Source organism: Paenibacillus sp. PSB04 (genome assembly GCF_025809195.1).
Classification (GTDB): Bacteria; Bacillota; Bacilli; order Paenibacillales; family Paenibacillaceae; genus Paenibacillus_AQ; species Paenibacillus_AQ favisporus.
Genome location: NZ_CP081301.1, coordinates 3,934,109 through 3,946,443 on the forward strand (window position 1 = coordinate 3,934,109; position 12,335 = coordinate 3,946,443).

Genomic DNA, 12,335 nt, shown 5'->3' on the forward strand with positions numbered 1-12,335 from the left:
AAAGAAAAGGCCATGGAACGCAATTTCATGACGCTCCAATTCGCAGCCAAGTCGGAAAACGAATCGTTCGCTCGTGTGACGGTGGCCGCCTTCATCTCACAGCTGGACCCGACCATGGATGAGCTGAGCGACCTGAAGACGGTCGTTTCCGAAGCGGTGACCAACAGCATCATTCACGGGTACGACAGCGATCCCGAGGGGATCGTCACGATCACTGCGGAAATTGTGGGAGATACCGTCACGCTGACCGTGGAGGATCGGGGAAGAGGCATCGAAGACCTGGAGCTTGCCAAGCAGCCCCTGTATACGTCGAAACCGGAGCTGGAACGGTCGGGCATGGGCTTTACGATCATGGAGAACTTTATGGATGAATTCGAGGTATCCAGCGAGCCCGGTTCCGGAACATCAATCAAGATGAAGAAGAGGATCGAATCTAAGAAAGCTTTGTATAATTAGGGGTTGGGCGCATGGATGCTGATGTGAAGAAAGGTTCGCAGACTTATTTGGATGATGCCGAAGTCAAACGTCTGATCGCACTCAGCCAGACCGGGGACAGCTTGGCCCGCGATACGCTGGTAAACTGCAATATCCGCCTCGTCTGGTCTGTCGTGCAAAGGTTTATGAACCGGGGGTACGAACCCGAGGATCTGTTCCAGATCGGATGCATCGGCCTGCTGAAATCGGTCGACAAATTCGATTTAAGCTATGACGTCAAGTTTTCCACCTATGCTGTTCCGATGATTATCGGCGAGATCCAGCGCTTTCTCCGCGATGACGGAACGCTGAAGGTCAGCCGGTCGCTGAAGGAAATGGCCAACAAGGTACGCAAGAAAAGGGACGAGCTGTCGAAGCACCTGGACCGGCTGCCGACCGTCAAGGAAGTGGCCGAGGAGCTTGGGGTAACGCCGGAGGAAGTTGTGTTCGCCCAAGAGGCCAACAAGCCGCCGACCTCGATCCACGAGACCGTGTTCGAAAATGACGGGGATCCCATTACGCTAATGGACCAGATCGCCGACGAATCCCAGGAACGCTGGTTTGATAAACTGGCGCTGAACGAAGCAATCGATGGCCTGTCGGAGCGGGAAAAGCTGATCGTCTATTTAAGGTACTACCGCGACCAGACCCAATCGGAGGTAGCCACCCGGCTCGGGATATCCCAGGTACAGGTTTCGCGCCTCGAGAAAAAAATACTGCAGCTGATCCGCGATCAGATTGCCCAGTGAACAAGGAACCGTCTTCCGTATGGGAAGGCGGTTCCTTTTTTTGGGCAGCGATGCAAATCGGACTAGAAAGTAGACCTTTTTCCTATACTAACGGTAATTCAGCAGCAAAAGGAGTGATTGGATGTCTGATCACGGATTGCCTACGGTCTACCTGCAGCTGCGCAGCCGCGTACCGATTTCCCATGGAAGGGTCGTGACCCTCGGCCACATCGCCCGGATTTTATGCGACCCCGAGTGGGAATCTTCGCTCCGCAGCCTGGAGCTGGTTCATCCCCATAAGTGGGATGGAAATTTGTTGTTAATTGACATGATGCACATCATACCGAAGATCCAGGAGCTCATTCCGGGCGTCCGCATTGAGTCGATGGGGAACAAGCACTCCCTGGTGGAAGTGGTAAAAAAGGAGAAGAAACCGTCACTGATCCTATTTATCATCGTCTGGCTCCTCCTTTTCTTCGGGTCAGCGCTGACGATCATGAATTTCCATGCGGACGTGAACATGCAGGAGGTGCAAATCCGTACGGTGGAAATGGTGACCGGCCGCCGGGACGAGCATCCCTACTTGTTCCAGACGGCATATTCCTTCGGCATCGGGTTTGGCATGGTCGTTTTCTTCAACCATTTATTCAAAAAGAAGTGGAACGAGGAGCCGACCCCGCTGGAAGTGGAAATGTTTCTGTACCAGGAAAATATCGACCAGTACGTCGTTGCCGAGGAATATAAACGGATGAAAACTGCGAGCCGTCAGGGGGATTCGTCTTGATTCTGGTCGGCTGGATCATCCAAATACTGCTCGGGATTGCCGGGGGAATTGCGGTTGGCGGCGGCGTTATTGCGCTGTTCATCGTCCTCGACATGATTCCAAGGCTGGCTCAGCTGACTTCATCCTATAACCGGGTTCACTGGTACGAAGGGGCGATGGTAACGGGATCGCTGGTCGGGACCGTATTCGACTTTTGGAACTGGAAACTATCCTTGGGACCGCTGGCCAGCCTCTTGATCGGGCTGTTTAACGGGATATTCGTCGGTATGCTGGCCGCCGCGCTCACCGAGGTGCTTAACGTGCTGCCCATTTTAGCTAAAAGGCTGCAGATGACCCGCTACCTGTTCGGTTTTTTGATGGCGATGGTCACGGGAAAAGTGGCGGGTTCCCTGTTTGACTGGTTTGTTTACAGAAAGTAAGGAGGAACGCTTCGTGAGAGATGACAAGGATCAGGAAATCAACGTAGAGGACCCTGCGGGTATTGCGATGATCATGCAGTATGGGGACGAATCGAAAGAGAAGAAGGAAGACGCTTCTCATCAATCGGAGGAGGGGAAGGAGCCCCGGAGGACGGCGGGCCGGCGTGAAGGCGGCGAAGAACAGGCTGAGGATGAGCATAGGGCAGCGGGTGACGGCGGAGAAGATAAGCGGATGCAGGAAAAACGCGACCAGGAAAGGTCCGACACCGTCGAGGAATCCATCATCTATTGGCAGGATAAGGATGTCATCCCGGAAAGCCTGGAGACGACCAAAAACACGCTCAAGGAAGTGGTGGGTCTGGGTTCATCCTTTGACATCGTGTTTCGTGAAATGACCCTCGCCGGCCAGAACACGGGATTGTTCTTCATTAACGGCTTTGCCAAAGACAACATCATGCTGGAAATACTGAAGCGGCTTACCTATTTGTCCGCCGACCAGCTTACTTCGGATGCGCTTAAGTCCTTTTTTGAATTTTACATCCCGCATATTCAGGTCGAGATTGTTGACAAGCTCAGCGCGGCAGTCAATAAAGTACTGATGGGGATGTCCGCACTATTCATCGAGGGAGAACAGGCGTGCATCATTTTAGATACCCGGAATTATCCGGTCCGTAGTCCCGAAGAACCTAGCATTGAACGGGTGGTGCGGGGCGCGCGCGACGGGTTCACCGAAACGCTGCTTACCAACATCGCCCTCGTGCGGCGGCGGATCCGCGACCCCGGATTCAAAAGCGAGCTTGTGCAGGTCGGGCGGCGGACGCGGACGGACGTCTGTATTGCCTATATCGACGACATTGTGGATAAGGTTCAAGTGGACTCCATCCGGAAAAAAATCAAAAGTCTCGACATCGACGGGCTTCCCCAAGGCGACAAGCAGCTGGAGGAAGCGATCATCAACAAGGGATGGCATCCGTATCCGCTCGTCAGATATTCGGAGAGACCGGACGTGGTCGCTTCGCATATCATGGAAGGCAGGGTAGTGGTGTTCGTGGACACCTCGCCGAGCGTGATGGTCATGCCGACTACGTTTTTCGATCTGTGCCAGCATGCCGAAGAGAACCGGCAGACGGCTTTTATGGGGACCTACCTCAGGTGGGTCCGGTTTCTGGGCATTTTCGCCTCCATGTTTCTGCTTCCGCTCTGGATGCTGCTTGTGATCGATCCGCACCTGAAGCCTCCGGAATTAAATTTCATCGGGCCGCACGATACGGGCAAAATACCGCTTATCGCCCAGTTTCTGCTGGTCGAGTTCGGCGTCGATCTCCTCCGATTGGCCGCTGTGCATACGCCGACCCCGCTGGCTTCGGCCATGGGCCTCATCGCGGCGATCCTCGTCGGGGATATCGCGGTGAAAACAGGCCTGTTCGTCAATGAGGTCGTCTTGTACATGGCCGTAGCGTCCATCGGCATGTTCGCCACGCCGAGCTATGAGCTGGGGTTGGCGAACCGGATGGTGAGGCTTGTGCTGCTGGTCGCGGTGGCCATTTTCAAAGTGCAGGGATTCGTTGTCGGGACGACGCTATTGATCCTGCTGCTGACGCTGCACCGGTCATACAACTCGTCTTATCTATGGCCGTTTATACCGTTTAATGCAAAGGCTCTGTCTGAAGTGCTGCTGCGCTTCCCGGTGCTTGAGAGCAAGAAAAGGCCGTCTTTCAACAAAACGAGGGATAATACGCGGATGGCGAAGAACCCGGACAACCGCGAACAGTCGTAGGAAAACACAAATGTTGTGCAAAAAAATCCATTCATTCTCTTCCCTTGTCTGGTATACTGATGTAAAAGTTCACATGGAATATTTACATTTCCAAGGAAAGCGAAGGGATGCATAATATGTTTCTACATGGTACAAGTAAAATCAATGCGGACGGTCACCTGGAAATCGGTGGCTGTGACGTTACCGAGCTGAAGAAGCAATATGGTACGCCGCTTTATATCGTCGACGAGGAGCTGGTCCGCACGCGGTGCCGCGAATACGTCGATGCGTTCCGCGCGTCCGGACTGAAATTCCAGGTGGCTTACGCCAGCAAGGCGTTCTGCGTCATGGCCATGTGCCGGATCGCAGAGGAAGAGGACATGTCCCTAGACGTCGTGTCCGACGGCGAATTGTTCACGGCGCTTCAGGCAGGCTTCCCGGCCAAGCGCATCCATTTCCACGGCAACAACAAGACGGTGGAAGAGATGGAAATGGCGATCGACGCCGGCATCGGCTGCTTCGTCGTAGACAATTTTGTTGAGCTGCATGTGCTGGAATCGGTGGCGGCTGAGAAAAAGGTGAAGGTCAACATTTTGCTCCGCGTCACACCAGGGGTTGAAGCTCATACGCATGAATATATTTCAACCGGCCAAACCGACTCGAAATTCGGTTTCGACATCGGTAACGGCTCTGCGTTTGAAGCAGTCAAAGCAGCTGCCGCTCAGGAGCATCTGGAGCTTCTCGGCGTCCATTCCCATATCGGGTCGCAGATCTTCGAAGTCGACGGATTTCAGATGGCGGTTCAGCGTGTAGCCGAATTTGCCAAGAGTGTCAAAGAACAGCTGGGCGTGCAGTTCAAAGTAGTGAACCTCGGCGGAGGCTTTGGTATCCGTTACGTTGAAGGCGACACGCCGCTTGAAGTCAGCCAGTACGTGAAGGCGATTACCGACGCGGTGAAAACGCATTTTGCCGAGTGGGGAAGCGAGCTGCCGGAAATTTGGGTGGAACCGGGCCGCAGCATCGTGGGCGATGCGGGGACAACCTTGTACACCGTCGGCACCAGCAAGGATATTCCGGGTGTGCGCAAGTACGTGGCCGTGGATGGCGGCATGACGGACAACCCGCGCCCGGCGCTGTACGAGTCGAAGTATGAGGCCATGCTGGCCAACCGTGCCAACGACAAGCCGGAAGAAACCGTGTCCATAGCCGGCAAATGCTGCGAGAGCGGCGACATGCTGATTTGGGATGCAGAGCTTCCGAAAGTCAATAACGGTGACCTGCTCGCCGTTTCGTGCACAGGGGCCTACAACTATTCCATGGCGAGCAACTACAACCGGATCCGCAAACCGGCGGTCGTGTTCGTGAACCAAGGTCAAAGCGACCTGGTCGTTCGCCGCGAGAGCCTTCAGGATATCATCGGCCACGATGTCATTCCTGAGCGGATCGCAAAGCAGGCTGTGCTTAAGTAAGGAGATGCATTAAGGGGGCAGGTGCTGTTCGCCAGCGCCTCTGGTAAATGAATTGGTGCGCAGTATAAAGGATCATCTCTGTATTGGGGAATGCAGAGGGGTCCTTTTGCGCGTTTATAGAACGAGGAAGAATGCGGAATTATTTTGCTTCGCCCGGGATTTCATAGTAAACTAGAAGATGTCTGTTAACACTCAGGAAAGACATGAAAGGAGTCATTGACATAATGGCCAAGCAAGCAAAAATCACTCTTGAAAACGGCGGCGAAGTGCTGCTCGATCTGTTTGAACAAGACGCTCCGAACACGGTGGCGAACTTTGAGAAACTGGCAAACTCCGGTTTCTACAACGGTCTGGTGTTCCACCGCGTCATTCCGGGATTCGTTGCGCAGGGCGGATGCCCGAACGGCACCGGTACCGGCGGCCCTGGTTACACGATCAACTGCGAAATCAACCCGAACAAACACGAGCGCGGATCGCTGGCGATGGCACATGCCGGCCGCAACACCGGCGGAAGCCAGTTCTATATCTGCTACCAGCCGCAGCCGCATCTCGACGGACAGCATACTGTATTCGGCAAAGTGACGAAGGGCATGGAATACGTCGACGCGTTCCAAGGCCGCGACGTGATGAAGACGGTCGAAGTATACGAAGCTTAATCTGCGAGTCGCGCACGATTTATCAGCCGCTTTCCCTGTTTCCAAAAGGGACAAGCGGCTTTTTGTTCTGGGCCGGGAAAAGAGGCGTATTGATTTTTTGCCGAGGCAGTGTTAACATTTCCTAGTATAGATGGGGCTTCCGCTAGGCAGCCATTCCATCTGCCAATTGCATATTGATATTGGTTATATCCTTCGGGGCAGGGTGAAATTCCCTACCGGCGGTGATGACGCGGCAGCCGATCAGTTCTGGCGCCCGTCTCAGTCCGTGACCCGGACGCTTCGTTTGACGCTTAGCGTACGGTGGACCTGGTGCAAATCCGGGACCGACAGTATAGTCTGGATGGGAGAAGGAGAGAAAGCGTGCGCTTCAGTTGGGAGTGCAGCTGTCCAATAAGATGTCACGTGTACGTGGTTGTTTTCACATAGTAGAAGGTTGTCCTTGGAGGGACGGCTTCTGTTTGTTGACGACTTTACGCTACCGATGACTTATTTGGCTGATCCTGATTTTTGGGATTCTGCAGCCTTATTGGAGTGTATCTGACTTGTCTCTCACAGCCCCGAGGATGGTTTAAGCCATCCCGGGGCTTTTTGCTTTTTTACAAAGACCTGGGCTCCCCGCTAAGTGCCGGTTTAAACAGCGCTGAGCCAAAGCAGCGCATGGTAAGGTGATTTACCATGGAAATTCCAACATACGAAGTATCCGCAAAGCGCCCGAAGCCGAGACTTAGCTTTGAGGGGATGTCCTGATTCCGAACAAGGGGGGAGATGAATGGACGGCATCATCAACGATGAATTTTATATGGCGCTTGCGCTCGATATGGCGGAGCGGGCACAAGGTCAGACCGGGATCAATCCGGTTGTCGGCTGCGTCGTCGTTAAAGACGGGGAGATGGTTGGGCTTGGCACGCATTTGCAGCGGGGAACCGCCCATGCGGAAGTACATGCGCTGAATATGGCGGGTGAACGTGCGGAGGGGAGTACGGTTTATGTAACGCTGGAGCCCTGCAGCCATTACGGAAAAACGCCGCCATGCAGCGAACGCCTCATCCGCGAGAAGGTGAAGCGGGTCGTCGTGGCCTGCGAAGATCCCAACCCCCAAGTGGCGGGCAGAGGAATCGAGTTGCTCCGCCGCAGCGGGATTGAGGTGGAGGTTGGGCTGCTCGGTGACAGGTCCCGCCGCATGAACGAAAAGTTTATCAAGTATATTACAACCGGGCTTCCCTATGTGACGGTCAAGACAGCAAGCACGCTGGACGGGCGCATCGCGGCCGAATCGGGAGACAGTAAGTGGATCACGAACGAAGCGGCCCGGGAGCAGGTTCATACGCTCCGCCACCGGCATCAAGGGATTATGGTTGGCGTAAATACGGTGATCGCGGACAATCCGCAGCTGACCACCCGGCTGCAGGGCGCCATCGGTCTGAATCCTGTGCGGATCATCGTCGATTCCTTGCTGCGGATACCGCTTGAGTCGAAGGTGGTTCGGGATGGAGCTGCGCCGACCGTCATTTTGACGACGGAACGCGCCGATCTGGATAAGGAGGAAGCCCTTAAGAAGATCGGCGTAGAAACGATCCGCTGCGGATCGGGCCCGCAGGTCGATCTTCGCCTGGCGATGCAGGAGATGGGCAAACGTGAGATCGGCTCGATTCTGGTGGAAGGCGGCGGCCGGCTGAACGGTTCCTTGCTGGAGGGCCGGCTGATCGACCGGATCGTGCTCTATTTCGCACCGAAAATCGTTGGAGGTCCGGCGGCCCCCGTCAACTTCTCGCTGCGAGGCGCCGACAAGATGGCGGACGCCGTCCGGCTGGAAGATGTAGAGACCGAAGTGCTCGGGGATAACGTCTGCATCAGCGGAAAGCCGGTTTGGCCGGTATGACCTGATCCGGAAAAACGATACTTAACTTTTTAATGAGCTGCACATGGTTAACGATATGAATCTTATGAAATACTTCTTTACAGGACAGAAAGGAGCGGTTGCGATGTTTACCGGTTTGGTTGAAGAGGTCGGCGTCATGCGGGGCGTCTCCAGCAAAGGGGAAGCGATGATCCTCCATATCGAGGCCTCCCGGATTATGGGCGATCTCAAAATCGGGGACAGCGTCTCGGTCAATGGCGTCTGCCTCACGGCTGTCGAGATTGGAGCCCGTTCGTTCGCGGTGGACGTCATGCCGCAAACGTACCGCCACTCCAACTTGAAATCGCTGGGGGCCGGAAGCCGGGTGAATTTGGAGCGCGCCATGCAGGTGGGTGCCCGCTTCGGCGGACATATCGTGCAGGGACATGCCGACGGGACAGGAACGATCCGGGCGATGGACCGGGATCAGAATGCGGTGTTGATCGAAGTGGAGCCGGAAGATACTGCTCTGCTCCGCTACATCATCCCGCAAGGATCTATTACCCTGGACGGCATCAGCTTGACGGTGGTCAAGACAAGCGCCACAACATTCACCGTTTCCATTATCCCGCATACGCTTGCGGAGACAAGTCTGGCGGACAAAAAGCCCGGAAGTGCGCTGAATCTGGAATGCGACATTCTCGGAAAGTATGTGGACCATTTGCTTCACTACCGAACAGGGGAAGGGAATGGGCGTCCTGAACCTTCCGGAATCAGCATGGAGCTGCTAGCACAACACGGATTTGCATGAGGCAGGCAAGAGGACAGACAGGCCAATAAGCCCATGCAGGAATAGGAGGGAAACCCATGAAGGAGGATTTTGTGTTTGACCGCATTGAAGATGCGGTGTCCGACTTGTCGGCAGGCAAGGTCGTTATCGTCGTGGACGACGAGGACCGCGAGAACGAAGGCGATTTTATCGCCTTGGCGGATCAGGCAACGCCTGAAGTCATCAACTTCATGATCACGGAAGGACGCGGACTGGTCTGCATGCCAATTACGGAGGAAAGAGCCGCTGAGCTCGGCCTGAAGCCGATGGTATCGAACAATACGGACCATCACGGCACGGCTTTTACCGTCTCCATCGACCACAAGGAGACCACAACGGGCATCTCCGCCTATGAGCGGTCCCTGACCGCCAAAGCGCTGGCCGATCCGGAAGCGACCGCAGCCGATTTCCGGCGCCCCGGCCACATGTTTCCGCTGATTGCCAAAACCGGCGGCGTGCTCCGGCGCGCCGGCCATACTGAAGCGGCGGTGGATCTCGCCCGTCTCAGCGGATCGTTCCCGGCCGGGGTGATCTGCGAGATTATCAAAGAGGACGGGACGATGGCACGGCTGCCGGACCTGGTGCAGATCGCCAAAAAACATGGTCTCAAGCTGATCAGCATCAAGGATTTGATCCAGTACCGCAACAATAAGGAAAAGCTCGTTACCCGCGAGGTTTCGGTGCGGATGCCGACGGACTTCGGCGAGTTCCAGGTCGTTGCCTATACGAATGCGGTGGACAATAAAGAGCATTTGGCGCTCGTCAAAGGGGACATCGCATCCGGGGAGCCGGTGCTCACCCGCGTCCATTCCGAATGCCTGACAGGGGACGTGTTCCATTCTCATCGCTGCGATTGCGGCCCGCAGTTTGAAGCCGCACTTCGGCAGATCAACGAAGAAGGCCGCGGCGTGCTGCTGTACATGCGTCAGGAGGGACGCGGCATCGGGCTCCTTAACAAGCTTAGAGCCTATAAGCTGCAGGAGGAGGGCCTTGATACGGTCGATGCCAACCTGAAGCTCGGATTCCCCGCGGATCTTCGCGATTACGGCATCGGAGCTCAAATATTGAAGGATCTCGGCATTCGGCAAATTCGGCTGCTGACGAACAATCCGCGCAAAATCAAAGGCCTGGAGGGCTACGGGCTGGAAATGGTCGAGCGCGTGCCGATCCAAATGCAGGCCAATAAGGACAACGAGAACTACTTGCATACGAAGCAAATGAAGCTGGGGCACATGCTGAAGTTTGAGCAGCCCGATTCATTGACGACGACTACCGAATAATTACAGGAGGCTGATGAAGCATGGCACATATCTATGAAGGAAATTTGGTATCCGAAGGATTAAAATACGGCATCGTGGTAGGAAGATTCAATGAGTTTATCACCAGCAAGCTGCTGGGCGGCGCACTCGACGGCCTCAAGCGGCACGGCGCCAAGGAAGAAGAAGTGGACGTGGCGTGGGTTCCGGGAGCTTTCGAAATCCCGCTGATTGCCCAGAAGATGGCCGAAAGCGGCAAGTACGACGCCGTCATTACGCTCGGCACGGTTATCCGGGGGTCAACCTCCCATTACGACTATGTGTGCAACGAGGTGGCCAAAGGCGTGGCGGCGATCAACCTGAAAACCGGCGTTCCTACCATTTTCGGCGTCTTGACGACGGAGAACATCGAGCAGGCGGTGGAACGGGCCGGAACGAAGGCTGGAAATAAAGGATATGATGCTGCGGTGGCGGCAATTGAAATGGCCAACTTGACGAAACAGTTAAAATAGTGCTTATTTAATGTAGTACCCTTTTTTACGGGTACTGCATTTTTTATGTCCGCAAAGTGCCTTACGGGGCCCATTGGGACACAGCCCCGCTTGGCGGGCGTACTTTATGTGACGGGAGGATAAGCTGTGAACACCGTATTATACAAGCTGGAAACGTTTGAAGGACCGCTTGATTTGCTGCTGCACCTGATTGACAAAGCGGAAATCGACATCCAGGATATCCCCGTCAGTGAGATTACCGATCAATATATGGAATATTTGCAGAGCATGCAGGAGCTCGAATTGGATATCACCAGTGAGTTTCTGGTTATGGCGGCCACGCTGCTGTCGATCAAGAGCAAGCTCCTGCTGCCGAAGCCTCCGGTATTTGAAATGGACGAGTTTGACTTTTATGAAGAAGAAGAAATCGATCCGCGGGCGGAGCTCGTGCAGAAGCTGATCGAATACCGCAAATATAAAGGGATTGCCAAGCATTTGCAGGAAAAGGAATTTGAACGGAGCCTGATCTACTCCAAGGAGCCCGAGGATTTGACGCCGTGGGTGCCGCGCGTGTCGGATAATCCGGTCAAAGGCCTGCACGCCTCCGATTTGGTCGCGGCTTTTCAGAAGGCGCTGCGCAAGGCGTCGAAGCGGACAAGCTACGCCAAAATCCAGCGGGACGAAATTTCGGTGAAGGATCGGATCCGCGAGGTGGTGCATGCCCTGGAAACCAGCGGGCCCGGTGGAAAACTATTGTTTTCCAAGCTGCTGCATGAAGAGATGGTACGTCATGAAATCGTCGTGACGTTTCTGGCCATTTTGGAGCTGATGAAGATGAAACAAATTATTTGTTATCAGGAAAAGCTGTTCGACGACATTGTGATGGAATGGAAAGGGGGAGGTCTCTCGAATGGACTTTCCGACGTTGAAATCGATTATTGAGGGGCTGCTCTTTTTGGCGGGGGATGAAGGGCTGACTGCCAAGCAGATTGCCGAGGTCGTCGAGCACCGTCCCGAGCTGGTGACCGACGCCCTGGAGGAAATGAAGGAGGATTTTGTCAGGGAGAAAAGGGGGATCCAGGTCGTCCAGATTGCCGGCAGCTATCAGCTGGCTACGCTGCCCGATCACGCCCCGTATTTTGAACGGCTCGCTTATTCCCCATCCCGATCCTCGCTGTCGCAGGCGGCACTTGAGACGCTGGCCATCGTGGCCTACCGGCAGCCGATTACCCGGGTGGAAATCGAGGAGATCCGCGGCGTCAAATCCGAGCGGGCGATCCAGACGCTGGTCAACAAGGACCTGATCGAGGAGACGGGACGGGCGGAGGCGATCGGGCGTCCGATTTTGTACGGTACGACCAAGTCGTTCCTCGATTACTTTGGCCTGCCGAATCTTCAGGCGCTCCCGGAGCCGGCCATATTTGAAGATACGGATAATCTGGAGGAAGAAACCCAGCTCTTGTTCGAAAAGCTGGACGGAAGACAGCTGACGTTTGACGATGTGCCGTAAAACTGCATAAACAACAAGACCCATCCGGATTTCCCGGGTGGGTCTTTGGCGTTCAAAAAAAGCTTGTGGCCGAATCTTTTCCATTGGGGAATGCCATACTATGCACAGGAAGATTTATGGACAGAC

At 54.8% G+C, this 12,335-nt stretch carries 13 protein-coding genes and 1 riboswitch; all 13 genes read left to right on the forward strand.

Annotation, left to right across the window (positions count from 1 at the left end; all coding sequences use genetic code 11):
* Positions 1-12: 12 nt before the first annotated feature.
* A complete protein-coding gene (gene spoIIAB, locus K2F33_RS18200) occupies positions 13-456 on the forward strand; it encodes an anti-sigma F factor (RefSeq protein WP_373309593.1) in 444 nt (147 codons plus the stop codon).
* 11 nt (positions 457-467) lie between these two features.
* Entirely contained in the window at positions 468-1,223 is a 756-nt protein-coding gene (sigF, locus tag K2F33_RS18205; RefSeq protein ID WP_089548075.1) for an RNA polymerase sporulation sigma factor SigF, read from the forward strand.
* A 121-nt stretch (positions 1,224-1,344) separates the two neighbouring features.
* Positions 1,345-1,986, forward strand: coding sequence for a stage V sporulation protein AA (locus K2F33_RS18210; RefSeq protein ID WP_145131936.1), 642 nt, complete (start codon positions 1,345-1,347; stop codon positions 1,984-1,986).
* Positions 1,983-2,405 carry a stage V sporulation protein AB gene (locus K2F33_RS18215; RefSeq protein ID WP_374954719.1) on the forward strand — a complete coding sequence of 141 codons (423 nt, stop codon included), beginning with the start codon at positions 1,983-1,985 and terminating at the stop codon, positions 2,403-2,405. The genes K2F33_RS18210 and K2F33_RS18215 overlap by 4 nt, the downstream gene beginning before the upstream one ends.
* 73 nt (positions 2,406-2,478) lie before the next feature.
* Positions 2,479-4,182, forward strand: coding sequence for a spore germination protein (locus tag K2F33_RS18220; protein WP_412974005.1), 1,704 nt, complete (start codon positions 2,479-2,481; stop codon positions 4,180-4,182).
* A gap of 116 nt (positions 4,183-4,298) precedes the next feature.
* A complete protein-coding gene (gene lysA, locus K2F33_RS18225; protein WP_076170182.1) occupies positions 4,299-5,630 on the forward strand; it encodes a diaminopimelate decarboxylase in 1,332 nt (443 codons plus the stop codon).
* 224 nt (positions 5,631-5,854) lie between these two features.
* Positions 5,855-6,286, forward strand: coding sequence for a peptidylprolyl isomerase (locus tag K2F33_RS18230; RefSeq protein WP_145131938.1), 432 nt, complete (start codon positions 5,855-5,857; stop codon positions 6,284-6,286).
* Positions 6,287-6,470: 184 nt separating this feature from the next.
* Positions 6,471-6,642, forward strand: a riboswitch (FMN riboswitch).
* 413 nt (positions 6,643-7,055) lie between these two features.
* Positions 7,056-8,165 carry a bifunctional diaminohydroxyphosphoribosylaminopyrimidine deaminase/5-amino-6-(5-phosphoribosylamino)uracil reductase RibD gene (gene ribD / locus K2F33_RS18235; RefSeq protein WP_263878202.1) on the forward strand — a complete coding sequence of 370 codons (1,110 nt, stop codon included), beginning with the start codon at positions 7,056-7,058 and terminating at the stop codon, positions 8,163-8,165.
* Positions 8,166-8,268: 103 nt separating this feature from the next.
* The gene (locus tag K2F33_RS18240) at positions 8,269-8,934 is read left to right on the forward strand and encodes a riboflavin synthase (RefSeq protein WP_145131942.1); all 666 of its coding nucleotides are present in this window, start codon (positions 8,269-8,271) and stop codon (positions 8,932-8,934) included.
* Positions 8,935-8,990: 56 nt separating this feature from the next.
* Complete coding sequence (locus tag K2F33_RS18245; RefSeq protein ID WP_318670950.1) at positions 8,991-10,232, forward strand: bifunctional 3,4-dihydroxy-2-butanone-4-phosphate synthase/GTP cyclohydrolase II; 1,242 nt, start codon at positions 8,991-8,993, stop codon at positions 10,230-10,232.
* Between the two features lie 20 nt (positions 10,233-10,252).
* Positions 10,253-10,720 (forward strand): 6,7-dimethyl-8-ribityllumazine synthase, encoded by a 468-nt coding sequence (gene ribE, locus K2F33_RS18250; protein ID WP_089548072.1) that lies wholly within the window; start codon positions 10,253-10,255, stop codon positions 10,718-10,720.
* Between the two features lie 126 nt (positions 10,721-10,846).
* Positions 10,847-11,641 (forward strand): segregation and condensation protein A, encoded by a 795-nt coding sequence (locus K2F33_RS18255; protein WP_145131946.1) that lies wholly within the window; start codon positions 10,847-10,849, stop codon positions 11,639-11,641.
* Positions 11,610-12,209, forward strand: a complete 600-nt coding sequence (scpB, locus tag K2F33_RS18260) for an SMC-Scp complex subunit ScpB (RefSeq protein ID WP_105444744.1) — start codon at positions 11,610-11,612, stop codon at positions 12,207-12,209. The genes K2F33_RS18255 and scpB overlap by 32 nt, the downstream gene beginning before the upstream one ends.
* Positions 12,210-12,335 lie beyond the last annotated feature (126 nt).

What these genes read in the sequence shown, in the direction of transcription:
- spoIIAB (WP_373309593.1), top strand. Translation starts at nt 13, where the DNA reads ATGGAACGCAATTTCATGACGCTCCAATTCGCAGCCAAGTCGGAAAAC.
- sigF (WP_089548075.1), top strand. Translation starts at nt 468, where the DNA reads ATGGATGCTGATGTGAAGAAAGGTTCGCAGACTTATTTGGATGATGCC.
- K2F33_RS18210 (WP_145131936.1), top strand. Translation starts at nt 1,345, where the DNA reads ATGTCTGATCACGGATTGCCTACGGTCTACCTGCAGCTGCGCAGCCGC.
- K2F33_RS18220 (WP_412974005.1), top strand. Translation starts at nt 2,479, where the DNA reads ATGCAGTATGGGGACGAATCGAAAGAGAAGAAGGAAGACGCTTCTCAT.
- lysA (WP_076170182.1), top strand. Translation starts at nt 4,299, where the DNA reads ATGTTTCTACATGGTACAAGTAAAATCAATGCGGACGGTCACCTGGAA.
- K2F33_RS18230 (WP_145131938.1), top strand. Translation starts at nt 5,855, where the DNA reads ATGGCCAAGCAAGCAAAAATCACTCTTGAAAACGGCGGCGAAGTGCTG.
- ribD (WP_263878202.1), top strand. Translation starts at nt 7,056, where the DNA reads ATGGACGGCATCATCAACGATGAATTTTATATGGCGCTTGCGCTCGAT.
- K2F33_RS18240 (WP_145131942.1), top strand. Translation starts at nt 8,269, where the DNA reads ATGTTTACCGGTTTGGTTGAAGAGGTCGGCGTCATGCGGGGCGTCTCC.
- K2F33_RS18245 (WP_318670950.1), top strand. Translation starts at nt 8,991, where the DNA reads ATGAAGGAGGATTTTGTGTTTGACCGCATTGAAGATGCGGTGTCCGAC.
- ribE (WP_089548072.1), top strand. Translation starts at nt 10,253, where the DNA reads ATGGCACATATCTATGAAGGAAATTTGGTATCCGAAGGATTAAAATAC.
- scpB (WP_105444744.1), top strand. Translation starts at nt 11,610, where the DNA reads ATGGACTTTCCGACGTTGAAATCGATTATTGAGGGGCTGCTCTTTTTG.